Origin of the sequence: Bergeyella cardium (genome assembly GCF_003614945.1) — a bacterium.
Lineage (GTDB): Bacteria > Bacteroidota > Bacteroidia > Flavobacteriales > Weeksellaceae > Bergeyella_A > Bergeyella_A cardium.
Window position 1 is genome coordinate 1329175 of the sequence record NZ_QYCZ01000001.1, and the last position, 22948, is coordinate 1352122.

Annotated in this window: 26 protein-coding genes and 1 tRNA gene; 20 read left to right on the top strand and 7 right to left on the bottom strand. The window is 36.0% G+C overall.

What is annotated here, in order from left to right:
- The first annotated feature begins 14 nt into the window (after positions 1-14).
- The 14 genes from D8991_RS06010 to D8991_RS06075 all read left to right on the top strand — a co-directional run bounded on the left by D8991_RS06010 (position 15) and on the right by D8991_RS06075 (position 8402).
- Positions 15-326, top strand: a complete 312-nt coding sequence (locus D8991_RS06010; protein ID WP_120489247.1) for a hypothetical protein — start codon at positions 15-17, stop codon at positions 324-326.
- Positions 304-588, top strand: a complete 285-nt coding sequence (locus D8991_RS06015; RefSeq protein ID WP_120489248.1) for a hypothetical protein — start codon at positions 304-306, stop codon at positions 586-588. The genes D8991_RS06010 and D8991_RS06015 overlap by 23 nt, the downstream gene beginning before the upstream one ends.
- On the top strand, positions 576-1370 hold the full coding sequence (locus D8991_RS06020) for a hypothetical protein (RefSeq protein ID WP_221407573.1): 795 nt from the start codon (positions 576-578) through the stop codon (positions 1368-1370). The genes D8991_RS06015 and D8991_RS06020 overlap by 13 nt, the downstream gene beginning before the upstream one ends.
- A 3-nt stretch (positions 1371-1373) precedes the next feature.
- On the top strand, positions 1374-1913 hold the full coding sequence (locus D8991_RS06025) for a hypothetical protein (RefSeq protein WP_120489250.1): 540 nt from the start codon (positions 1374-1376) through the stop codon (positions 1911-1913).
- A gap of 67 nt (positions 1914-1980) precedes the next feature.
- The gene (locus D8991_RS06030) at positions 1981-2997 is read left to right on the top strand and encodes a polymorphic toxin type 23 domain-containing protein (RefSeq protein WP_120489251.1); all 1017 of its coding nucleotides are present in this window, start codon (positions 1981-1983) and stop codon (positions 2995-2997) included.
- Positions 2997-3461: a hypothetical protein gene (locus D8991_RS06035; protein WP_162926739.1), complete on the top strand. Its 465-nt coding sequence runs from the start codon at positions 2997-2999 to the stop codon at positions 3459-3461. The genes D8991_RS06030 and D8991_RS06035 overlap by 1 nt, the downstream gene beginning before the upstream one ends.
- 65 nt (positions 3462-3526) lie before the next feature.
- A complete protein-coding gene (locus D8991_RS06040; protein WP_120489253.1) occupies positions 3527-4000 on the top strand; it encodes a hypothetical protein in 474 nt (157 codons plus the stop codon).
- 56 nt (positions 4001-4056) lie between these two features.
- Positions 4057-4584: a hypothetical protein gene (locus D8991_RS06045; RefSeq protein WP_120489254.1), complete on the top strand. Its 528-nt coding sequence runs from the start codon at positions 4057-4059 to the stop codon at positions 4582-4584.
- Positions 4585-4737: 153 nt separating this feature from the next.
- Positions 4738-5304, top strand: coding sequence for a hypothetical protein (locus D8991_RS06050; RefSeq protein WP_120489255.1), 567 nt, complete (start codon positions 4738-4740; stop codon positions 5302-5304).
- Positions 5305-5555: 251 nt separating this feature from the next.
- Positions 5556-6266, top strand: coding sequence for a T6SS effector amidase Tae4 family protein (locus D8991_RS06055; protein WP_221407574.1), 711 nt, complete (start codon positions 5556-5558; stop codon positions 6264-6266).
- A gap of 2 nt (positions 6267-6268) precedes the next feature.
- The gene (locus tag D8991_RS06060) at positions 6269-6769 is read left to right on the top strand and encodes a hypothetical protein (RefSeq protein WP_120489257.1); all 501 of its coding nucleotides are present in this window, start codon (positions 6269-6271) and stop codon (positions 6767-6769) included.
- Positions 6766-7296 (top strand): hypothetical protein, encoded by a 531-nt coding sequence (locus D8991_RS06065; RefSeq protein ID WP_120489258.1) that lies wholly within the window; start codon positions 6766-6768, stop codon positions 7294-7296. Before D8991_RS06060 ends, D8991_RS06065 begins: the two co-directional genes overlap by 4 nt.
- 216 nt (positions 7297-7512) lie before the next feature.
- Positions 7513-7836 (top strand): DUF1493 family protein, encoded by a 324-nt coding sequence (locus D8991_RS06070; RefSeq protein WP_162926740.1) that lies wholly within the window; start codon positions 7513-7515, stop codon positions 7834-7836.
- A gap of 170 nt (positions 7837-8006) precedes the next feature.
- The gene (locus D8991_RS06075) at positions 8007-8402 is read left to right on the top strand and encodes a hypothetical protein (RefSeq protein ID WP_120489260.1); all 396 of its coding nucleotides are present in this window, start codon (positions 8007-8009) and stop codon (positions 8400-8402) included.
- Positions 8403-8587: 185 nt separating this feature from the next.
- On the opposite strand, the gene D8991_RS06080 is transcribed toward D8991_RS06075, so the two are convergent.
- A tRNA-Arg gene (locus D8991_RS06080) sits at positions 8588-8659 on the bottom strand.
- Between the two features lie 22 nt (positions 8660-8681).
- The gene (locus D8991_RS06085) at positions 8682-10436 is read right to left on the bottom strand and encodes a TonB-dependent receptor (protein WP_120489723.1); all 1755 of its coding nucleotides are present in this window, start codon (positions 10434-10436) and stop codon (positions 8682-8684) included.
- Positions 10437-10715: 279 nt separating this feature from the next.
- On the opposite strand from D8991_RS06085, the gene D8991_RS06090 reads away from it, so the two are divergent.
- Complete coding sequence (locus D8991_RS06090) at positions 10716-11672, top strand: VirK/YbjX family protein (protein WP_245957193.1); 957 nt, start codon at positions 10716-10718, stop codon at positions 11670-11672.
- Positions 11673-11682: 10 nt separating this feature from the next.
- On the opposite strand, the gene crcB is transcribed toward D8991_RS06090, so the two are convergent.
- Together crcB and D8991_RS06100 are read right to left on the bottom strand one after the other, a co-directional pair.
- Complete coding sequence (gene crcB / locus D8991_RS06095) at positions 11683-12054, bottom strand: fluoride efflux transporter CrcB (RefSeq protein ID WP_120489261.1); 372 nt, start codon at positions 12052-12054, stop codon at positions 11683-11685.
- A 149-nt stretch (positions 12055-12203) separates the two neighbouring features.
- Positions 12204-13043 carry a 1,4-dihydroxy-2-naphthoyl-CoA synthase gene (locus D8991_RS06100; protein ID WP_120489262.1) on the bottom strand — a complete coding sequence of 280 codons (840 nt, stop codon included), beginning with the start codon at positions 13041-13043 and terminating at the stop codon, positions 12204-12206.
- A gap of 121 nt (positions 13044-13164) precedes the next feature.
- Between D8991_RS06100 and D8991_RS06105 the strand changes: the two genes are divergently transcribed.
- Positions 13165-13845 carry a metal-dependent hydrolase gene (locus tag D8991_RS06105; protein ID WP_120489263.1) on the top strand — a complete coding sequence of 227 codons (681 nt, stop codon included), beginning with the start codon at positions 13165-13167 and terminating at the stop codon, positions 13843-13845.
- A gap of 25 nt (positions 13846-13870) precedes the next feature.
- A complete protein-coding gene (locus D8991_RS06110) occupies positions 13871-14899 on the top strand; it encodes an asparaginase (protein ID WP_120489264.1) in 1029 nt (342 codons plus the stop codon).
- A 64-nt stretch (positions 14900-14963) separates the two neighbouring features.
- Here D8991_RS06110 and D8991_RS06115 read toward each other — a convergent pair whose 3' ends face one another.
- Both D8991_RS06115 and D8991_RS06120 read right to left on the bottom strand, forming a co-directional pair.
- On the bottom strand, positions 14964-15554 hold the full coding sequence (locus tag D8991_RS06115) for a hypothetical protein (protein ID WP_120489265.1): 591 nt from the start codon (positions 15552-15554) through the stop codon (positions 14964-14966).
- Between the two features lie 110 nt (positions 15555-15664).
- The gene (locus tag D8991_RS06120; RefSeq protein ID WP_120489266.1) at positions 15665-17416 is read right to left on the bottom strand and encodes a mechanosensitive ion channel family protein; all 1752 of its coding nucleotides are present in this window, start codon (positions 17414-17416) and stop codon (positions 15665-15667) included.
- 246 nt (positions 17417-17662) lie between these two features.
- Here D8991_RS06120 and mgtE point away from each other — a divergent pair, with 246 nt between their 5' ends.
- From mgtE to D8991_RS06135, 3 genes are all read left to right on the top strand, one after another.
- The gene (gene mgtE, locus D8991_RS06125) at positions 17663-18982 is read left to right on the top strand and encodes a magnesium transporter (protein WP_394364117.1); all 1320 of its coding nucleotides are present in this window, start codon (positions 17663-17665) and stop codon (positions 18980-18982) included.
- A 302-nt stretch (positions 18983-19284) separates the two neighbouring features.
- The gene (dnaX, locus tag D8991_RS06130) at positions 19285-20373 is read left to right on the top strand and encodes a DNA polymerase III subunit gamma/tau (protein WP_120489268.1); all 1089 of its coding nucleotides are present in this window, start codon (positions 19285-19287) and stop codon (positions 20371-20373) included.
- Positions 20374-20384: 11 nt separating this feature from the next.
- Positions 20385-20978, top strand: a complete 594-nt coding sequence (locus D8991_RS06135; protein WP_120489269.1) for a hypothetical protein — start codon at positions 20385-20387, stop codon at positions 20976-20978.
- Here the strand turns inward: D8991_RS06135 and dnaG are convergent.
- Positions 20959-22902 carry a DNA primase gene (gene dnaG, locus D8991_RS06140; protein ID WP_120489270.1) on the bottom strand — a complete coding sequence of 648 codons (1944 nt, stop codon included), beginning with the start codon at positions 22900-22902 and terminating at the stop codon, positions 20959-20961. The genes D8991_RS06135 and dnaG overlap by 20 nt on opposite strands.
- Between the last annotated feature and the right edge of the window lie 46 nt (positions 22903-22948).

Below are 22948 nucleotides of genomic sequence, written 5' to 3' on the forward strand. Positions count from 1 at the left end.
ATAATTAGTAAATAATGGATTTAGATAATATAAACATTAATACTGAAGATATAAATCTGTTTATAAAAAGTTATAAAAATAGAGGTAGTATTAATTTTTTAGATACAAGTATTTTAGATAATTTTAATATCACATTAGATGCATTACTTTTATTGAAAAAAAAGTATAATAACAATGAAATATCATTAGAAAAATATTTGTATTTAATATCATTAATAGAATTGTATTTGCTTAAAAAAAACAATTATATCGAAGAAGATGAAATTTTTGTTTTTTTATCAAATGAAATTTTATTAGTCGAAATTGAGCTCGAAAAACAGATATAGGAAGCAAAATGTTCAAAACTATAACAAATATGGCTATGTACTTAACAACCCACTAATGTATAATGACCCAAGTGGGGAGTTTGTTTTTGCTATCTTTGCGGCGCTCCCTGCTTTTTGGGGAGCAGCAGCTACAGCAGCAGTTATAGGAGCAGGAATAAGTGCTGGGATGTATCTGGTACAAACTGCAATTACAGGTAGTTTTTCATGGAGTGGATTTGGTAAGTCTATAGGGCTATTACAGGAGCGGTTTTGGGTTCATTAGGACAGATGTTTAGTAGTAGTGGATTTTGGGCAACTGTAGGAAATGGCACATTAGCGGGAGCTGGAAGTGGAGGGGTAACAGCATTATTAACTGGACAAAACTTTTTAGAAGGTGTATTTAAAGGAGCAATAATTGGCGGGGCTATAGCTGCGATTAGTTGGCAAGTTGGTAAATTCTTTAAAGGAGGAGATAGAGTACATGAGGTAAAGAGAGAAGATACGATGAACTCGGGTTCATCTTCAGATAAAGCACAAAAATATTCTTATGGAACATTAAAAGAATTTGAAAAAGGATATGGAGGATTGGGTAATTATGGTGTGCAAAAATATTACTTAAAAAACCCTAATGGATATGCTATTGCAAAAGATGGAGCTTTTTATAAACAGAATTTTTGGGATAAGATAGGGGTAAATGGTCAAAGAGTTTCTGGTGATGTATTAGGTGTAACTATAAAAAGTGATATTTATATTTCTAAATATGCCTTTTCATCAAAAGCCCTCTTAACAGAAGTAATCACCCATGAAACGGGACATGTTATTTTAAACAATTCTAATCTTTCTTTATTGGCTAATACGGCTTTTAAAGGGTCTGGAAGATTTGGTGTTTTTTTTGATGATCTAGGGCATATTTCAATTAGAAAAATGTCTTTGGAGTTATTTAAGCATAATAGCTGGCTTCAACCAACTAATTGGATGCAAGTAATTAAATCATGGGAAATACCACAATCTCATTTAGAATTAGATAAATTATTACAACCATTAATTAAATCTTTCAAATTTTAGTATATGAAAAATGCAATTATCTTTTTCTTATCTATCGTTTTATGCAGTTGTTTTACGGAAAATCCTGAAATAGTAATTGAAACACGAATGAGTGAAATTGATAGTATGTTGGTAATGAAACTGAGAAATAATACTAATAGAAATTTTTTAATAGAATTTCCTATGCTCACTGATTTTTATTACGAAGATGAATATGAAAAAAGTAATCCTGAATATATTCAGCTGAGCCAAGTTGGAAAATTACTTCCTAATACCGAAGATAAGACATTGATGGATAGCTTAGGTTGTCAATCCTTTATCAAAGGAAATGAGTTTTTGAAATATATTAAAGCGAATAATGAAAAGGAATATTATTTTAAAATCACCAATTATAGGCAAGGAGAGAATATTGTATTAAACAATAATGGATATTTTCATATTCTAAAAAATGCAGATAAAAAAAACAAAGAAGTATTATTGAAAATAAAAAATAAGAAATGTGGTTCTTATGAATATTTCACAGGAGATTTTGAGTTTATCCCTGCAAAAATAAATCTAAAATAAAGTTGTTTATTTTATGTTTTTACTGTCTCTATTTAATAGTAAATTTGTAGGAAGTTAGTAATAAAAATTGGATGAAATTGCTGCAGGAATAATAACAGGAGCGGTGGTTGGTGCCACAATAGGTGCAGGTTCATATCTTCTAAACGCTGTAATAACTGGAAATTTTTCATGGAGTGGATTTGGTAAGTCTATATTGATGGGAACTATTACGGGAGCAGTTTTTGGGGGAGTTTATAATGCAAGTTTATTTACAGCAGGTTTTTCTTACACTAATTATGTTTTTGGTAGTATAATATCAAGTGTGTTACCTTCTTGGGAAATTAATATAGGTGATTTTAGTTTTAATATTTCGCCAAGTATTGCCATAGGAAAAGGCTGGGGATTTGGAGCAAATGTAAGTGCAACTTTTCATGCTGGAGATTTTTCTTATTCTTATGGTTTTGGGGTAATGTACTATGCAGCACATGCAGGAAGTGGACTAAGTGGATGGGAGTATAGAAAATCTGAAATGTTTTCTTATGATGATGGCAAATTTGGATTTAATTTAGGCTCTAATTGGTGGAGTGGTTCTGGTAGTATGGCAGAGTTAGCACAAAAAACAGGAATTATTGGATTTAGACATGGTGATTTTAGAATGAACTATGAAAATGATGGAGGTGCCGTAATTAAACATTTAGGATTAGGAGATAAAGGGGATAGCTATAGGACAGCCGCATTCAATATAAGTATAGGTGACTTTTCTGCAGGTATAAACCTCTTTACAGGATATAGAGATTTAGAATATGAAAAAAAGACAGGAATGTCTGATCAAAATGGGATTTTTCCAAGAGTAGAAGGAGTAACATCTTGGGGAAGAAAATATCCAAGAGGATTTGTAGCAGAAATAGGAGATAAATATAGATTAGGAGCGGCTTATATAGGTTGGAAAAATTTTAGAATTGGTACAGATAGTGAGCATGTAAGACATGCTATTCAAGATAGATTCATTCATGGATTAATAAAGGATGGGGGATTTAAGAACCAATCTTGGAAATGGAATCCATATTTTCAATCTCACACAAAAAATAAATTTACATCATGGTAATGAAAAAAATTATAAAAATAAGTCTTGCTATCATTCTTTGTATGGGATATAATTCATGTGTTTTTATGCACGAAAATATAGACTGTAGTAAAGATAATGTTTTAAAAGAAGTAGTATTAGGAAAAATAGACACAAACTCCATTTATAGATTGATAGAATTAGACAATAAGGATTTTTTTATAAATTCAAGAAAAGACACAGTCAAATTAGAAGAATTAGGTTTGGGTCTCCGATTTTATAACAATGGAAAAGTTATAGAATTTCGAAAGCAGAAAAATCAGTATAATGAGGGGAAATATTGTATAAAAAATGGAAAAATAAACCTTATATTTAGCCATAAACATGTACAAGGAAATTTCACTTCTATAGAAGAATTAGAAATTAATGGGGATACTATTATAGGTAATGTTCTTAAATCTCCTCAGACTAAAGGTTATACTACAAAATATATTAAGAAAAGATAGAATATAGACCAATCTTGGGATTGGAAGCCATATTTTCAAGCTCAAACAAAAAATAGATTTACATCATGGTAACAAGAAAAAATATCTTATTGTATATTATAATTTTACTTTTTTGTCTGGGATGTATCAATAATATAGTTATATCTAAAGGTACTTTCCAACAAGAATGTGAGAAAGAAATGTTTAGTAAAGATGTATTTTCCATAATTGATACTTCAAAATTATATCAATCAATTCCTATTGAAAATTATCTTGATAGAAAAACAAATAGTTTTCTACAATTCACAAAAGAGGGGAATATTGTATATTTTTCAAGAACAAATTATAATGATAAGATAGTTCGCGTCTCTTCAAAATATAAAAAAGGGAAATATTATCTTGATGAAAAAGGCTGTTTTATTATTAAAGAGTATTTTACACATCCACAGGGAGGAGGATGGATAAAAGAGATTCTTATAAAGAAAAATAATGGAGATTCTTTAATTTTTAGAAGTGAAAAATCAAATCAACCATTTATAAAATTGGTTCCTTACAATTGATTAAGCAGGAGTAGTATACATATTTTTCAATATCACACAAAAAATAAATTTACATCATGGTAAAAAATTTAATAAAAATAATTTTGGGTACTTTTTCTATTGTATCATGTTGTTACACGGGACTTAGATCAGAATATGGGCTTCCTAGAAAAAGTATAGAAGGATATAAAAATACTTATAATGATATCATAGATACAATGGCTGTATATTATTCTTATGCATCATTTTCTTCTAATTATTATCAATTAGGCTCAGAAAATACATATCCATATAATGCTTATTCGAAGTTTTATTCTAATGGTAAGGTGGGATTATTTATCATAGAAAAAGAAACCCCAATAGAGCAATATATTTTTGACTCTAAAAAAGCAAAGATGGGATATTATGAAGTAGATTCTGTAGGAAATATTAAGATAAAAAGATTAACTATAGGAGATTGTACTTTATATATATCTGAGAGTTTTGGTTTTGTAAGAGGTGATAGTATTATCTTGTATAGGAAATCACATCCTCAACATGGAGAAGTTTTAAAAAAAATAAAACTCCCAAAAGAAAATATAGAGGGACAGTATCCAGACTGGTAAAGTATTTAAAGAATAAATGAGATAAAAATAAACATCTTATCCGATACAGAATATTTTAGCACATTCTTGGCTATCTCCACAGCCTGGTTTTGGGGTCTTATCAAAAGGAATAAAACCCTATTTTCAATCTCACACAAAAAATATGTTTACATCATGGTAAGAATAAATAGAATTATATTTTTTTTAGGCGTATTATTTCTTAATAGTTGTATTAAAAGTGAGATTTTATACAATGGAACTAAAGTTCCAAAAGGGAATGTATTTAGAAATATCCAATATTTTCGGGAGGATGTATATAAAAATATAGATATAAATTACTTTTATAAAAAAAAATACTCATATTTTTCGGATGATAATTACAATAATATAGGTGGTGAAATTCCTGATGTAAATAGAGTAATACAATTTTATCCAACAGGACATTTTAGAACTTTAACCTCTCCTAATGGACAAAATATTGAGTATGATGATGTTAATAGAGATCCCAGTAGGTCAGGGATGAGAGGTATTATTTATACCAAAAATAATAAAATAAAAATAGACGATCAATTTGCGTTTCAAGGAGGAGGAATATATATAGCAACATTAAGTGTAAAAATAGAAGGAGATAAAATATATATATTACATGATCATACATTTAATGATGTAATGGAATGTGAAGTGTATGAAAAATGGGAGAAAATCCCAGAAGACTGGAAAAAGTATAAAGCTGATTGGTAAAAGCAACTATACACCTAAAAATGTATAGGAATGATAGTATATAGATTATTTTAGATACTAGCTGTTACAGGTAATTTAGATCATGGAATATTGGAGGAGCTTTAAAAGCAACTCTATTTGGAGCCATCTCGGGAGCAGCTACCTTTGGATTAGGAGAGCTTTTTGCAGCTGGAAAGGTAGTTCAAGCATTAGGGGGAGTTAAGTTTTTAGCTCAGGCAGCAGCACATGGAGTGTCTCAGGGAGTATTATCTGTGTTACAAGGGGGAGATTTCCTTCAAGGTTTTGCTAGTGGAGCTTTAGGAAGTTTAGGAGCAGAAGCCTTTGGACAAATTGTAGGGTCTTGGTCTAGTAGCACTGGAGGACAAATTTTCTTTGGAGCACTGTCTGGAGGAGTAGGTGCTGAACTTACAGGTGGAAATTTCTGGCAGGGAGCTGCAATAGGCGGTATTGTTGCAGGGCTAAATCATGTGATGCATAAACTTGGAGGTGAAGATCCAAGAAAGCCTATCAATAAAAGACGGCTTACAGAAAATGAAATAGAATTAATAGGTGGTAATTATCCAAATTATGATAAATATCCTGATGCGGAATCTGTTTATAAAGAAGTGGGGGGAGCTCTCTATCAAGAATATTTGAAGAATCCAAGTAAGTATGAAAACACTTGTGCAATTAGGATGAGTATTGCTTTTGAAAAGTCTAAAATTGATATAGGAGGAGATTATTATGGAGCAAAAGGTAAAAAATATTATACATCTGCAACTAGCTTTTATAAGGCAATAGATTCTAGATTCATTTCATTTAATGGAGGGGCTAATATGTCACAATTTGGTATAGCTATTCAGTTTATTAATAAATTTGAAGCAAAAGGACAGATTTATCATGTTGATATAGTTTTTAGAAATAATGGAAACCCAAGATTTGGAAATACACTTTATCTAAATCATTATAATAAATTCTACTAAGTATGAAATATATGTATTACCCTTTGATATTTATCCTTTTTATTCAGTGTTTCTCAAATAAAAAAATTAAAGAAAAAGAGGATAAAATGAAAATAGAAATTCTATTATCAAAACATAGAAGATATGCATTTATAGATTTGTATGAAAAGTCTATAAAGCAAGAAGAAAAAAAATATAATATAAAAAAGATAGATTCACTATTTGATCTATCCTCAACAGAGCTATATCATCAATATTGTCTTAAAATTGATTTTTATTCCTCAAAACACCCTTCTTATACCGATGAAAATTATGAAAAAATGATTAATAAATGGCTTATGAAAAACTATTCCCCCAGTATGCCAACAGATAACCCAAATCTTAAAACTACTATGACCTTAAAGAAAGCATTGGATTTTTATGAAAGTCCTGATTTAAATAAGTACATAGATTCTTTACGAAGTATATTTTATGAAAAATATAGAAACAATAACTTGGAAAGTTTAAATTGTATGGAAAAATGAAAAAAATATTATTAGTCCTATTGTTACCCATAATTAAATTATCAGAAAAAGAAGGTATTAAAATAAATAATATCGACACTGATTATTTAAAAGTAACAATATTTAATAATTGTGATTATGAGTTATCAATAAAAAACCAATATGATTATAAATATATTATTTATAAGAATATAAACGATATAGATACTCTTCAGGAAAACACATTTTATATTTTTATTATGTATACTAATAATAAGCCTTCTTCAAGATTTATTTCTATCTCCAATAATTACAATGAGCTATATTCATTAAAAAAAGATAACAATTCTTTTTTACTTAAAAAAAATGAAAATATCACACTAACATTCCCTATCCAAAAATATAAAGAAGCTGATTTTTACAAAAATTACTATAATAGTAAAACAAAATTTTTTAATTACCTCCTACTACCAAAGAAATCTGTTTATAAAATAAATATCATTTATAAATATAAAAAAGAGGAAAATTCTAAAATTCTATCTTCAAACCATATTTATTTAAAAACATAAATTTGAAAATCTTATAAAAGTGAATAGCATATCCCAAAAGAGACATCAGAAGGTTATCCAAGATGGTCAAAAGGTATTGCAATGTGGTTAAGAAGTAATTATGGAGAACCAATAATTTAGGAGTATTTATAGGAAGAAATTCTGCATTAATAGGTACAGATTCCATGATATATGGAGGATATAAATTTATTAATAGCCCTAAGTAAATTTTTAATTATGAGTATAGAAGATAAAGTTTTATTTTTTTTCAAAAAAAATATTTCAAAAAAAGTTCAAAAAGATTATATCATAAACCATCCTGATTATTTAGATGATGAAGCATTTTTCTTGATGAATGATTTTTTTAAAGAATTTGATATAAATTCAGGCTATTTAGATATTGAGAAATATTTCAATCCTACCCCTTCTCCCTTAGGTTGCTTATTTAGTTGGTTATTATTAAGTCCTCCTAAATACAAACAAAAACATCCTGTTATTAAAGTTTCCCATATGATAGAAGTGGCTAAGCGTAAAGAATGGTTTGATCCAGAGGAAGTTTAGGAGCAGAAGCCTTTGGACAAATTGTAGGGTCTTGGTCTAGTAGTGCAGGGGGACAGATATTCTTTGGAACATTAAGTGGAGACATAGGAGCAGAGCTGAGTGGAGGGAACTTTTGGCAGGGAGCTGCAATAGGAGAGATTATTGCTGGGCTGAATCATGTGATGCATAAGATGGGAGGAGAAGACCCTATTCCATCAATTAAAGAACGAACTTGGTATGAAAAGGCACTTAATTTTTTCAGTGGAGGAGCTTTAGTTGAATTTGAAATGATATATGCCCTTAGAGATTATCATTATATGGATAGGGCATTTATTTTAGGAGGGTACTTTTCCAAACAAGCCAGATATGAGTTTATGTATGGGAGAGGAATGGGAAGAGGTATTAAGATTAATACTTTGAAATATAGAATGGGGAGGAATGGGAAAGCTGTAGAAATAACTTATAGTAACGGTAGCAAAAAAGATATAAATGCTGTTAGGGTAAAACAATGGGTACCAAATAATCATCCTAATGCTCCTGCAGGAACATTACAAAAAGTAAAATTTAAAAGGATCAAAAGGATATAAGGGACCTCTAACAAAAAAAAGAACTAAAATATCTAAATAAATAATACCATATCCTAACTTTTGAGATCAATAATAAAAGCTACTCTCTACAGTAGCCTTTTTTGTATTAATAATAAATCAGGAATCTAAAAAGTTCCTGATTTAGTCCCCAATTTTTATAAACACATGATTTATAAAGTAGATTGTGGTCGCAGAAGGATTCGAACCCTCACTGTCGGAGCCGAAATCCGAAGTTCTATCCATTAAACTATGCGACCATTTGCATATTTCCAACTGATTTTAAAAACTGATTTTCAAACCGCCAAGTATTTGTGTTCCTAAGACCTTATACCCTTTGTAAGTTTGATAATTAGCGTTCAATAGGTTGTTTGCGAGGGCAAATATACTGAAATTTTTATGAAGTTTATACTCTGCAGAGAGGTTTATATCGGCATACCCCCCAACCTTGGTGTCTTTATCCTCTTCAAGCACTGGATAAGGAAGAGAAGAAGAAACTAAACTGAAAGAATTGCTGGTTCTATCCGTTACGAAGAAGCCTTTTACCCCTAGTTGGAGTTTCCTGCCCAACATAAAGGAGGTCGCCCCCAATTCTGCCTTAACAAGCGGCACATTATAGATATATTCGTGGTTATCAAGGGTATATTTTTGGAAAGAAAGTTCTCCATCTATCACTACATTAGCTATCGGGAAGTAGTGTATGCTGCCTTTTACAAAACTTTGACTGCCATTATCATACAATGCAGAGAAAGTATTTGAAAATTCATAAGGTTGCTCTGGACTTCTGCTATCTGGAAAGCCATTTGCCTTAAAGAAAGCTATATTTCTAAGCTTTAAAAAACCTGCAGAAACATCATATTTAAAGGCTTCGGAGATATCCCCCTTTAATCCAAAGTAGAATCTGTACTTGGTCTGTGTAGGTTTCAGCTCTTGGTCTGGCAGGAGGTAAGGATTCTCACTCAATAGACTGGAATAGGAGTTAATTTTCAATCCACCATCTACCCCACCATAGAATTTAAATGGACTCCCAACCGCAAGGAGGAACTCCACCTCTGGGAACCAATATATCTTAGAGAATTTTTCAGGCTCAGTGATTGCAAGGCTGCTATTCTTGGAACTAAAGAAGGAAAAGCCAGACCCCAAGCGAAGATGTGACTCTCCTTTGAAGAAACTCAGTTTTGGATTGAACTCAAAGTTGAGAAAACTCGAGTTATGCTGACTTCCTACCTCAAAATCGGTGTTCTGATAGAGTAAATTTAGCCCCAAATCTGCATTAAGACGGATATCACTCGATAAATCCAAGTGATGTTTTGATAAATTCGCAATCATTTCCACTGCTGATTCATTCGCCTTGAATTTATCGCTCAAAAAAGAGGATTTCACCCGAACATCATTGAGGATTTCATTGGAATAATAGTCATAGTAGGCATTGACTTTAAGGTGATTTGTCGCTTGGCTGAGGTCTTTTCCCACAGCAAAATCATTGTTATAAATTCCATAAAAGTTATAACTATTTCGGCTGTATTCTACCACTGCAGAAGCCTTTCCTTTCTCGCCATAATGCTTTGCAAAGGCTGCCAAATCGGCATTGTATTGCCCAGAATCCCAATCGTACTGCTTTTTAAGCCCACTGGTCGATAGGTAATGGATATCCCCTCCCAGCTCTATCTTGTTGTCCAGCATTTTGGATATATTTCCGTCCGCCAGCACCTTACCGTAGTTTCCAAAACCGATTCGGAAGTAGTTATTCTGACTTTCTCTCGAGAGCTTTAGGTTTATGTCTGTCCTCTGTATCGTAGATGTCTGGAAATCAGAAACCGAAGGCACATCAATAATATCATACTTCAGATTTAGCGAATCCTCCACCTTTTTTTCCTTAGGCGGATAGTTCTTTTCAAGAGGTGCAGCTGCCTTTTTCTTCTCAATTCTCTTCACTTCAGGCTCTCGTTTTCTTTCGAGTATAAGCTTCTCCTCCTTAATCTGAGAAAATGCCAGTGATGACAAAGCAATGAAAGCAAATGCCAGTATCTTATTCATTAATCTATCGATTTTGTTCTCTAATAATTGGTATAAAAACTTTATTCTGGGACTTTTATTGTATAGCCAATAGACCGCTCCCATTTTTTCCTTAATACAAAAATACATTCTTCCCCTAAATTTCCAAACAGTGCATCAGAGATATATTGATAATCATACTTTCTCCTGTTTTAAAAGATTACAAAAACATTAGAGAGTAAAGTGGCATAGATAATAATCACTCCGCTAATGAGTTTTAGAAAAAAACTTATTTTTGGGGATATTTTAAATGATATAGTGATGAAGACTGACGATAAAAGTGTGATGACAACTAAGGAGTTAATAAAAACCGCAAAAGAAATGGTAGACAGGGGATTTTCTACCGAAAGTCCAAAATATATCATAAAACAGAAGAGAAAAATACTCTTTCATAGTTTTCTAAATTTAGGTTTTGCCAAAAAGTGGTTCAGCTTTATCAGCCAGGAAGAAAACAAATGGCTTACTGAGAGCCGCCCACGACTTTTCTTTAAACCCTTTCGGGTATATCTTTCAACAAAGTGGGATAAAAATAGAAGATTAAAGGTTATCCTTGATTCATATGCCCTTGCAAACACCAATACCTTTCTTAGAAGAGTAGTAAAAAATTCATCTCCCATTAAAATCTCAGAATTTATCCTTAAAGACCAACAAACGAAAGGAGAAATCTATCTCGGCTACAATGAAAGATTCCGAAAAGAAGGTGAATTTGTAGCATCTATTAATTGCGAGCAATTAGGAGGGCTTATCTATGAAGTGGCATTCAGTATAGAGCGGGAAGAAAATGGAAATTATACCTGCCTTATCGGTTGTGTACAGGGCAACAGACTTTCAGCTGTGGAAAACAATGTAAAAGACCTTCAAAAACTGATGTATGGACTGCGACCAAAAGCTCTGGCTATCTTTATTGTTCAGGAAATTGCACGACAACTTGGTTGTTCCCAAATTTTAGGTACTAGTAACCGCATACAAGCCCATAATAAAAAGCACTTCATCCATATTGACTGGTTGCATAAACTGAGTTTTGATTATAACGCTCTTTGGAAAGAGGCAGGAGGAGAGGAATATACCGAAGGTTGGTTTAAACTCCCTACAACGCTCTACCGCAAGCCAATGGAAGAGATAAAAACCCACAAAAGAGCTCTGTATCGCAATAGATATAAGATGTTAGACGAAATTTCTAAACAGATTGCTCATCATCTATATCCTAATCAGGGATAAATTCTCACCATCAATATACTTTATTTATAATATTCATTCCCAAAACAAAAGCAAAAAAGCCCAATATTAGACTTAATACTATATAGAGGAACATTGTAATGACACTCCCCTCTTGCAGAAGGCTAATACTCTCTGCTGAGAATGTAGAAAAAGTAGTAAAACCACCGCAAAAACCTATCATTAAGAGAAGACGGAGAGATGTTGAATTTACATTAATACAAGATGATAGCAATCCCATAATAAAACATCCCAAAATATTTACTACAAGTGTTCCAATAGGGAAATGATGGAGTTGACAAAACTTCTGTGTATAATTAGACAGCCAAAATCTTAACAGACTCCCAACCCCACCTCCTATAAATACATAGATGAGTTGTTTCATTGAGTACAGATTATCTTTTTTCTATGATATAGATTTTTTTTCAATAACCAATTGTTAGCAAGAAGAACCTTGATACAGGTAATATTTCTGCATATAGTGTATTGGTTCTTTCCTTTAAGGATTCATCCTCTATCTATTGGATTTTTCACCTATGAAATCCATTGATTCTCTCCGAAATCGGGCTTTCTTTTTTCGAGGAAAGCATTTCTTCCTTCCTTAGCCTCATCCGTCATATAAGCAAGGCGAGTAGCCTCTCCTGCAAAGACTTGCTGGCCTACCATACCATCATCTGTTAGATTCATAGCAAACTTAAGCATTCGTATGGAGGTAGGCGATTTTGCCAAAATCTCCTGAGCCCATTCATAGGCTGTGGACTCTAGTTTTTCGTGTGGTACTGTGGCATTTACCATACCCATAGCCTCTGCTTCTTTTGCGGAATAATTCCTCCCAAGGAAGAATATCTCCCGCGCCTTTTTCTGCCCCACCATTTTTGCGAGATATGCCGAACCGTATCCTCCATCAAAGCTGGTTACATCGGCATCTGTCTGTTTAAAAATCGCGTGCTCTTCGCTGGCAAGGGTAAGATCACAGACCACATGAAGCGAATGCCCACCACCTACAGCCCATCCATTCACTACGGCGATGACCACCTTTGGCATAAATCGGATAAGCCGCTGCACCTCAAGGATATTCAGCCTATGCCTACCATCCTCCCCTACATATCCCTGATGCCCACGAGCCTTCTGATCGCCCCCACTGCAAAAGGCGTGGCCCCCATCTTTCGGGCTCGGGCCCTCCCCTGTGAGGAGAACTACCCCAATTGATGCATCCTCATACGCATCATAAAAAGCATCGTAAAGCTCTGAGGTTGTTTTCGGCCGAAATGCATTTCTCACCTCAGGCCTGTTGATTGCAATCCTCGCCACTCCATTACATTTCTTATAAGTAATGTCTTCGTATTCTTTCGCTGTTTTCCAATTGATGTTCATTATTATAAGTATTAATTAATGCGGTAAATATACTAAGAATTAAATGATTCACAAGGATGGCAAGGTTTATTTTGAAATGTTTATATTTGGGCATTAAACTCAACCTCTAAAAAATAATTCTATGGAAATAAGATTTTTAGGTCAAAACTGCTTTTTAATTTCTTATAACGAAAAAACGATCATTACCGACCCATTTTATAACTATCAAAAGGAAAAATCGGGCTTTGATATCGCTGCTCAGAGAATAGATTTTGTGCTAATAACCCACGCTCACGCAGACCATACCGCAGATGTGCAAGAGGTTTTGCAGCATCACCCCGATGCTTCTCTCATCGCTCAACCCGAAATCTGCGCTTACTTCTCTCATTCTAAATCAATAGACCTCAATATAGGAGGTACGGCTCATCTTGGTGAGCTGATGCTCAGTATGGTACCTGCTGCTCATACTTCTTCCTTTCCAGATGGGAGTTATGGAGGCACTGTGGCAGGTTTTGTATTGAGAATGCCAGAATATAACCTCTACCTCTCGGGAGATACTGGTGCTATCGCCGATATGGGCTTGCTCGAAGGGCTTTATGGAAAGATAAACCTCAGTATTTTGTGCATCGGTGGGCATTATACAATGTCTCCTCAAGAGGCGGCCTTTGCAGCATCAAAACTCATTAAAACTCCAAGAGTTATCGGTGCTCATTTTGATACTTTTCCTCCTATCAGCATAGATCATAAGGCTGCTGTACAGGTTTTTGAAGAGAATGGCGTAGAACTTCTCCTCCCAGAGCTTGGGCAAAGCTTTCATTTCTAATTATCGATAAAATTTTTCTGAAATAATGAAAAGGAAAGTGCTCATTATCTATACAGGAGGGACGATAGGTATGGAAAAGAACTACGAAACAGGTAGCCTTATGCCGTTTGACTTTGAACATATCTTCCGAAAGATTCCCGAAATGAATCTACTTGAGTGCGAAGTCTCTCTTTACTCCTTCCCAGAGCCTCTGGATTCGTCAGATGTAGGTACTGAGGAATGGAAACGCATTGCAGGCTGTATCCAAGAGCGATATGAGGATTACGATGGCTTTCTCATCTTGCACGGTACGGATACAATGTCCTACACCGCCTCTGCTCTTAGTTTTATGCTCAAAAATTTAAAGAAACCTGTGATTTTAACGGGCTCCCAGCTCCCGATCGGAGACCTCCGAACAGATGCTAAGGAGAATCTCCTGACGAGCCTCTACTACGCCAGTCTTTATGATGGTAACGAGGCTGTAATACAGGAGATCGCCCTCTATTTTGAGTATAAACTCCTGCGCGGAAACCGTTCGCTGAAGCATTCTGCCGAGTATTTTGATGCTTATCAAAGCCCAAACTATCCTGTGCTGGGGCAATCGGGGGTACATCTCAATATTGATAAAGAAGTGCTCTACCGCCCCCCTTCGGGTGAGGATTTTTATTGCGACTTCCACCTCTCCACTGATGTTTTATTCGTCCGCATCTTCCCAGGTATGAATCTTAAGCACTTCTCCATCCTTCCTACGGTGAAAGTTCTGGTGCTTCAAGTCTTTGGCTCTGGTACGATATTCAATAACAAAGATACTGAAGACACTTTAATGAAAATTAGAGATAAAGGGATAGAGATTGTCGTTATCAGCCAGTGTGTATCTGGCGGAATAGCCATTGGGAAGTATTCCAATTCAAATATTTTCCATAAAGTTGGGGCCATTAGCGGTCATAATATTACTGCGGAAGCTGCCATTACGAAATCTATGCACATTATGGGCAATCCGAACTATAAAAACCAGCCCTTTGCCAGCTTATTTGAGCGCCCACTCTGCGGTGAGATGGATATCATCAATATATAAGAGATATATAATAAATCTCCACTCAAAAAAACTGAGTGGAGATTCTACAACTATGAAATATAAATTATTTTACATTTTTAATGATTTCTTCTGCCTTTGCAGTAGAAATAAAGATGTTGAGCCCTAAACCAAATTTAATATTGTGGGTATAACCTCCATTACCAAAGCCCGCATTTGCATCATATTTAACAACTCCCTCTAGTCCGATGTTCGGTGTCAAGAAATAAGAGTATCCAGGTCCGAAGCCAAAGCCAAGACCGTTAGCAGAGTTTCCTCCTTTGGAAATTGATTCTCCACCTACGCCTACATTAGCCTCCAAGAACCATCTTCCGTGCTTTAGAAGGTTATCTACGCCACCTTGTCCTGGTGATAAGTAATATCTTCCCAAAGCTCCTACTGTATAAGTGAATTTTGTTTGTCCTCCGTTCGAGCCACTGAAACCTAAGTCTGCATATCCACCGACTGCTACATTATCTTCTACAAAATAAGCTGCTTTCGGTTGAAGATTGAAGTTATATCCTCCACCTTTGTTCAGTCCAAAATTAGCACCGAAGATGTCTCCACCAATTATCAAATTACCTTTTTGGATTTGTGCATTAGCATTGGAGAATAATCCTGCTCCTAATACTATAGCTCCAAGAATAATCTTTCTCATAATTCTGTATTATTAAAAATTTGAGCGGCAAAAGTATAAAATTTCATATAATCCTCCAAATCTAATGTATAATTTATAATTATAGATAGATTCTATAAGGTTTATTTGCATTAATCAGTCTTTGGTTTTGGGTAATATACAGGGCTAAGTATTGGTATGCCGGCTTCTTCGAAGGTTTTAATGAGATTTTCATTAAGGTCAGAGATAATGTAAAACATTCTATCGGGCTGTAGTGTATAGGCATTGAGTTGGTAGACTACATTGGTTTCCAGAATCTTATTTTTAAGGACATAGGGTGCAGGTGAAGGCTCTATTCCCACTGTTTCTAGCGCCGCTTTTATCATTAAATGGTTGATCGTGTGGTATGGGATATCGTGTCTCAGGCTCATTTCTACATTTAATATCAATCCCTTTTCTGGTGTGGAGGAACTGTAATTAATCGTCTTATTTGTGAGAATCATTGAGTTAGGTACGGTAACATCTTCGTTATTTATGGTTCTCAGCCTCGTTACAAGGGCGGTTTTTTCTATCACTTCGCCCGTAATATCGTTCACTTTAATCCAATCGCCCACCTTAAAAGGCCGCATATAGGTGATGATGAAGCCCGCAATGGTATTTGCGATGGCAGAGGACGAACCTAAGGAAAGAATGACCCCAAAAAAGACAGATATTCCCTTAAATGCGCTGGTATCTGCCCCTGGTAGGAAGGGGAAAACCATTATAATGGTGAAGGCAACCAGGAAAATCCTCATCAGTTGGTAAGTTGGCCTTGCCCATTCCGTGTGAAAACCTTTTATTCTCAGCTTTTCTCTCTCTATTTCTATGGTAATAAACCTCAGCAGCTTGTTTAAGTAGTTCCCGACGATAAGGATGATGATAATCCTCAGCATATTGGGAATATATTCCACAAATGAGTCAAAAACCTCCTTCAATGGGGCGGATAGCCAATGCAAAAGCATCATCATCCAGTGCTCAATGGCAGGGAAGACGATGAAAATAAGGCTAAGGCTCACGCCAAACAGGAAGATTTTGATGATGATTCTGAGCCATTTCAGGATTCTGACGAGGAATTTCTTCAGCTGGCGGTTGTTCATCACTTGATAGTTTTTCACCTCGAGGCCACCTTCTTTCCTCTCGCAAGAGCGGATGATTTTCCTTATCACAAAACCAAAAAGCCTGTCAGTCAAAAGAGAAAGGAGTACAAACCCCACTACAATGCCCAGCGCTTGCAGCCAACGGCTCACCGTATTCTCAAAAGTATGCGCCTCTCTGCTCGCCTCTAGGCTTGTTTGTATGATGTTTAGGTACCTATCTGCAAGCTCTTCCTGAGTAGATTCTTCCCAGAGGGCATCTTCTTCGGAAATACTTGTAATAATATTTCCCGAGTATAGAATATTGATATAATTATGTGCTTTTTGTGCTTTCAGTGAGTCTTTTATATAAATTTTTCCCTCAAAAACTTTTTCTATCTGTTGAGTAGCATTGAGGGCTCTATCTTTTGCTGAGAAAGGTCCCAGACCAGAATATATTTTAAAGAGTATTTTGTGATCAAACTGTACTAAATGTGGCTCCACTTTCTCCCGAAGCCTGTTAATCTCCTCTTTCTCCTGTGCCAATCGCAGAGAATCATCCTCCCGAATCCTTCTAAGCTCTTTTTTATACTTTTCGAGCTCTGCAGACTTGGGTGCAGCCAGATTTGCAAACTCTTCCCTAAGCAAAACTTCTCTCAAAGAGTCTTTTTCCTTTAAAATATTGGTTTTCTTATGTATTTTTTTCAGTTCTACATTCAATGAATCCTCTTGCGCCTTTATCAAACTTCCCCAAAGGGCTCCAAAAATCAATATAAACCTAATTAATTTCATCTTTTTCTTCAAAAAAAATCAAAGTGCAAAAATAAAAAAGCCTCACCCTCCCACCAAACACAAACGGATAGCCTCTGAAGCATTTATCCACTGCACAGAGAGTTTTTATTTAACTAAGAAAATAAGATTATCTATTGATGACTTATTAAAATAGAAGTTTAATTAATTGCCACAATTGCCTACGGTATCTATTTTCATTTTTTATGAAATTAAACTACTTTTGCACCGCAAATAAGAGGAGAAATCGTGAATCAAACCGAGCTTATATTCAACCCTGCCGATATTGCTGAAACTCTGAGCGAGCTTCACGCAGACGAGCGCGTACTTGCCTTTTTAAAAGTACCCAAAGAATATAAAGCAGAGGTTTTTTCTCATCTTGCACCAGATTTTCAAGAGGAAACCATTAGGAGAATCGGAAGTGAAGAGGTTTCGGAAATCCTTAATGCGATGACGCCAGACGACCGTACGGCACTCTTTGAAGACTTTCCCGATGAGTTGATAAAATACTCCATCAACCACCTTAATCCTCAGGAAAGGCGGGTTGCCCTCAAACTCTTAGGCTATGATGCCAATTCCATTGCCCGACTGATGACGCCCTACTACATCCAAATCCGAAAGGAATGGACAGTAAAAAGGTGCCTTGAACAAATTAAAAAGGTGGGAAAAAAAGTGGAAACAATGAACCACCTCTATGTGGTTGATGAAAAAAATAGACTGATTGATGACCTTACCATAGGTAATCTCCTCCTCTCTGAGGAAGACGCTTTGGTCTCTGATATTACCGATAACCACTTCGTGGCAATCACTACCACTACAACGAAGGAAGACGCCGTTTCCTACTTTGAGAAATACGACCGCTCTGCACTGCCCATCATCACCGAAGCAGGGGTGCTGGTAGGGATTGTAACCATAGACGACATCCTCGACCAGATAGAGCAACAAAACACCGAAGACATCCAGAAATTCGGGGGTTTGGAAGCTCTCGACCTGCCTTATACCGATACTTCTATCTGGGAAATGGTAAAAAAAAGGGGCTTTTGGCTCGTTATCCTCTTCCTCTCCGAGATGCTCACAGCAACGGCTATGGGCTACTTTGAAAACGAGATTGAAAAAGCAGTGGTACTCGCACTCTTCGTCCCTCTCATCATTTCCAGTGGAGGGAATTCTGGTTCGCAGGCAGCAACACTTATCATCAGGGCAATGGCTCTGCAAGAAATTTCATTAAAAGACTGGTGGTATGTAATGCGCAAAGAGATTATAACAGGCACACTCCTCGGAAGCATATTAGGCGCTATCGGTTTCTTACGAATTGCCCTCTGGCAAGAAGCGGGGCTTATAGATTATGGTCAGTTCTGGGTTTCCATAGGCTTCAGCGTAGGGATTTCTCTGGTGGCTATCGTACTATGGGGAGCGGTTTCTGGCTCTATGGTGCCTTTTATCCTGAAAAAACTGAAACTTGACCCCGCTACCTCATCTGCACCTTTCGTTGCCACTCTTGTAGATGTTACAGGGCTGATTATTTACTTCTCCGTAGCAGGGCTACTACTCTCTGGCAAGCTCCTTTAAAACTAAAACAGCGTTTTTTTATTGATTTAATAACAAAACAAGCAAAAACCCTTTAAATCTTCACGATTTTGATTTCGCAAAAAATTTTTGGAGCGTTTTTTTGTCATCAACCTATATAGAGACCCCTCAGAGGGCGTTTTTCCTATTTTTTTCATTATGCACGCTCCCTTTTTTGCATTGATGGGATGGGGAGGGCAGAATTAGAAAAAAATCTCTCTAATGTATGGGGTAGAAAATTCCCGTAAAAAAATAATTACTCACTAAAACAATAGTATTAAAATAAAAATACCTATTTTTGGCGTATGGAAAATTTCATTGTTTCGGCCCGAAAATACCGCCCTCAAGAGTTTGAAACCGTTGTTGGGCAGGCACACATCACTGATACTTTGGAACACGCAATAGAGAATGGGCAGATTGCTCAGGCTCTTTTATTTTGTGGTCCTCGTGGGGTGGGTAAAACTACTTGTGCAAGGATTCTCGCAAGAAAAATCAATGAAAAAGATGGCTCTACATCAGAGGATGGCTTCGCTTATAATATCTATGAGCTCGATGCGGCTTCTAATAACTCGGTAGATGATATTAGAAATCTTATAGACCAGGTTCGTTTTGCTCCACAAGTAGGCAAATACAAAGTCTATATTATAGATGAGGTTCATATGCTTTCTCAGGCAGCATTTAATGCTTTTTTAAAGACATTGGAAGAGCCTCCTGCACACGCTATTTTCATTTTAGCAACTACGGAAAAGCATAAGATTATCCCGACCATTCTTTCCCGCTGCCAAATCTATGATTTCAAAAGAATAGGCATTGAGGATATTCAGAATCACCTAAAAAAAATTGCACAGGAAGAGAATATTCAATACGAAGATGATGCCCTCTACCTCATTGCACAAAAAGCCGATGGCGCTCTAAGAGATGCACTCTCTATATTTGACAGGCTCTCTACCTTTACCCAAAAGAATATCACATTACAACAAGCTGCAGAAGTATTAAATGTGCTGGACTATGACCAGTATTTGAAAATCGCTGATTTAGCCTTTGAAACCAAAATACCAGAGGTTCTCACCGCCTTTAATGAAATCGTAAAAAAGGGATTTGACCCGCATATCTTCATTGCAGGGCTTGGAAGCCATTTCCGAGATTTAATGATGGCTCAGAACCCCAATACGCTGAACTTAATAGAAGTTGGCGAAGTAACAAAAGCTAAATTTGCCGAGCAAAGCAAAAAGTGGAAACCTCAACTGTTGATTGATGCCATAGAAATATGCAACACTGCCGATATTAATTACAAAACCTCCAAAAACCCAAGGCTGACGGTAGAAATTGCATTAATGCAGCTCTCAAGCCTGATGGCAGAAACAGAAGGGCTTAAAAAAAAAAGTTTAGAATAATCGCTCCTTTCTTGGACCAAGCGGAACCTCATCAAGAGAAAACCAAGCCCACTAAAACAGAAAGTGCCCCAAAACCAGCAGCCGACCTCTCAGAGCTTAGAAAAGAAATCTCAATTCCTAAGGCATCAAAGCCGTTGGCGGGGAGCAAATCCGTTGCTTCCAAGTTTAATATACACAACAAACTCAACAGCGAGGAGAAAACAGAGACTACGGAAACAGAGGTGAGCAATGCCCCCCTACCCAATCAGCACTTTTCTCAAACGGATTTAGAGACGGAATGGAATAAATTCTTAGAACTGCTGAAAGTGAAAAATATAGTAGTCTATGCGGCTATTAATGGCTTTGTTCTAACCAAAACTGGCGAAAATACAATTGAAATAAAGTATCCATCAGAGACGGCAAAAGATAAATTTGAAGCGATACAGCTTGAGTTCTTTAATGCTTTTAAGCACAAGACCAAGCACTTCAATATCTCTGTAGAATATACGCTTGATGTGAGTACTAAAAGAGAAATTGTAAGTGAAAAAAGTACTTTTGAGAAGTTTTTAGAGATTAATCCTCTACTCAAAAACCTGGATGATTTGGTTAAATTTGATTTCTCATAAGGTCGATCTTCACACTTCCGAAAACTTTATCAATTTCGTTTTTAAGCTGAGTGAGCTTCACGATTTTTAAGTAATCCTCCTCTTTATTTTCCGAATCTTCCAAATTCTTCTTTATCTCGTGTATGAGGCTTACTACATATTCTCGTTTGTGTCTGTAAATACTGTCGCTTATTATTTTAGGAACCACCTCTTCTTCTCGGCTGAAATAGATATTGTACTTTTCCCAATTGCTGGTATGGTATCTCTCTACCGATATATCGGCGATTTTCTTGGTAATATCTTCATCCATCAGGGTGAGAAAAAAGCTATCGGTACGGAGCTCTCCCTCTGCTAAGCCCGCCTTAATTTCATTAATAATCATCTGATTTACGGGTGAGATTACCGAATAATCATCTTCATCAAAATAGTTAATAATCTCCTCTACTGCGGTTATTTTGTAGTCATTTCCCTCCTCATCTTTTCTTTGCAGTACATAATTGCCGTATTTGAGCATCAGCTCTACCAATTTTTCTTCAAGGACGAGAAGCGGATTTACCCCCAGCTCCGAACTTTTGGATTTTATAACCTCAAGTTTTATAGTGGGCTGCCTCTGCCTCTCGGCAGAAGAATTCCCTCTGAGTATCTGTTGCTGTACGCTCAATTCATTGAAGAGCGATGGCTCACTAATCTGAAACTTTGTAGAAACCTCCTTTATATAGACTTCCTGTTTCAGGATATTTTCTATATGGGCTATAGATTTTACGATATCCCGAATTGCTTCTGCTTTTTTTATCGGGTCATTATCGGCTTCTTTGAAGAGAATTTCTGCTTTAAAATCGATAAAATCCTGCGAATGCTTATCGATAAACGCCTCTACATAATCTCTTGGATGTTTCCTCGCAAAACTGTCGGGGTCATCACCGTCTGGGAATAGCAAAACTCTAATATTCATCCCCTGTGTAAGGAGTAAATCTATACTTCTGAAGCTGGCTTTTATCCCTGCTTTATCTCCATCAAAGAGGATGGTTACATTCTCAGTAAGCCTTTTAATGAGTTTTATCTGCTCTACGGTAAGGGCGGTTCCCGAGCTCGCGACCACATTTTCTATCCCCGCCTGGTGTAGGGAAATCACATCCATATACCCCTCAACCAAAAGGCATTTGTCATATTTAGAAATCGCTTGCTTGCTTTGGTTCAAGCCGTAGAGCACATTGGATTTATGGTAAATTTCCGTCTCTGGCGAGTTAAGGTATTTCGCAGCTTTTACATTGGACTTTAATATCCTCGCACCAAAACCTAAAACCCTCCCCGAAAAGCTATGGATAGGGAAGATTACCCGCTCGCGGAATCTGTCAATCCCACTATTCTCCCTAAAAATAGAAATCCCAGACTTTTCAAGTATCTCTTTTGAATAGCCTTTGGAGAGCGCATATTCGGTAAATGCATCTTTTTTCTCTGGAGAATAGCCCAGCTGAAACTTCTGTATAACCTCGGTTTTCAGTTCCCTTTCCTTAAAGTATGAGAGCCCGATAGCTTTTCCTTCTTCCGTTTCCCAAAGTTGCTCTTGGTAGTAGGCATTGGCAACTTCATTTATTTTATAGAGTAAATCTCTCTCGGAGCGCTGATGTTTCTCCTCTTCGCTGAGTTCCTTTCGGTCTTCCTCTACCTCGATTCCATATTTTTTAGCAACAAATCTCAGTGCTTCGGGATAGCTAAAGCCCTCTATTTCCATAAGGAAAGAAAGTGCCGTCCCCCCCTTTCCAGAGGAGAAATCTTTCCAGATTTGCTTGCTCGGGGAGACTACAAAACTTGGTGTTTTCTCATCCTGAAAAGGGCTAAGCCCCTTCAATGTAGTGCCTGCCCTTTTGAGCTGAACATACTCGCCAATAATCTCCTCTATCCGCATTGCAGAGAAAATCTTATCTATCGTAGCCTGTGAAATCATACCACAAATGTAACGGTTTATTCTTCTAAATTCTTACTTTTACGCA

Coding starts and splice junctions, on each gene's coding strand:
- D8991_RS06010 (WP_120489247.1), top strand. CDS start 15: ATGGATTTAGATAATATAAACATTAATACTGAAGATATAAATCTGTTT.
- D8991_RS06025 (WP_120489250.1), top strand. CDS start 1,374: ATGAAAAATGCAATTATCTTTTTCTTATCTATCGTTTTATGCAGTTGT.
- D8991_RS06035 (WP_162926739.1), top strand. CDS start 2,997: ATGAAAAAAATTATAAAAATAAGTCTTGCTATCATTCTTTGTATGGGA.
- D8991_RS06040 (WP_120489253.1), top strand. CDS start 3,527: ATGGTAACAAGAAAAAATATCTTATTGTATATTATAATTTTACTTTTT.
- D8991_RS06045 (WP_120489254.1), top strand. CDS start 4,057: ATGGTAAAAAATTTAATAAAAATAATTTTGGGTACTTTTTCTATTGTA.
- D8991_RS06050 (WP_120489255.1), top strand. CDS start 4,738: ATGGTAAGAATAAATAGAATTATATTTTTTTTAGGCGTATTATTTCTT.
- D8991_RS06060 (WP_120489257.1), top strand. CDS start 6,269: ATGAAATATATGTATTACCCTTTGATATTTATCCTTTTTATTCAGTGT.
- D8991_RS06065 (WP_120489258.1), top strand. CDS start 6,766: ATGAAAAAAATATTATTAGTCCTATTGTTACCCATAATTAAATTATCA.
- D8991_RS06070 (WP_162926740.1), top strand. CDS start 7,513: ATGAGTATAGAAGATAAAGTTTTATTTTTTTTCAAAAAAAATATTTCA.
- D8991_RS06075 (WP_120489260.1), top strand. CDS start 8,007: ATGGGAGGAGAAGACCCTATTCCATCAATTAAAGAACGAACTTGGTAT.
- D8991_RS06085 (WP_120489723.1), bottom strand. CDS start 10,436: ATGAATAAGATACTGGCATTTGCTTTCATTGCTTTGTCATCACTGGCA.
- D8991_RS06090 (WP_245957193.1), top strand. CDS start 10,716: ATGAAGACTGACGATAAAAGTGTGATGACAACTAAGGAGTTAATAAAA.
- crcB (WP_120489261.1), bottom strand. CDS start 12,054: ATGAAACAACTCATCTATGTATTTATAGGAGGTGGGGTTGGGAGTCTG.
- D8991_RS06100 (WP_120489262.1), bottom strand. CDS start 13,043: ATGAACATCAATTGGAAAACAGCGAAAGAATACGAAGACATTACTTAT.
- D8991_RS06105 (WP_120489263.1), top strand. CDS start 13,165: ATGGAAATAAGATTTTTAGGTCAAAACTGCTTTTTAATTTCTTATAAC.
- D8991_RS06110 (WP_120489264.1), top strand. CDS start 13,871: ATGAAAAGGAAAGTGCTCATTATCTATACAGGAGGGACGATAGGTATG.
- D8991_RS06115 (WP_120489265.1), bottom strand. CDS start 15,554: ATGAGAAAGATTATTCTTGGAGCTATAGTATTAGGAGCAGGATTATTC.
- D8991_RS06120 (WP_120489266.1), bottom strand. CDS start 17,416: ATGAAATTAATTAGGTTTATATTGATTTTTGGAGCCCTTTGGGGAAGT.
- dnaX (WP_120489268.1), top strand. CDS start 19,285: ATGGAAAATTTCATTGTTTCGGCCCGAAAATACCGCCCTCAAGAGTTT.
- dnaG (WP_120489270.1), bottom strand. CDS start 22,902: ATGATTTCACAGGCTACGATAGATAAGATTTTCTCTGCAATGCGGATA.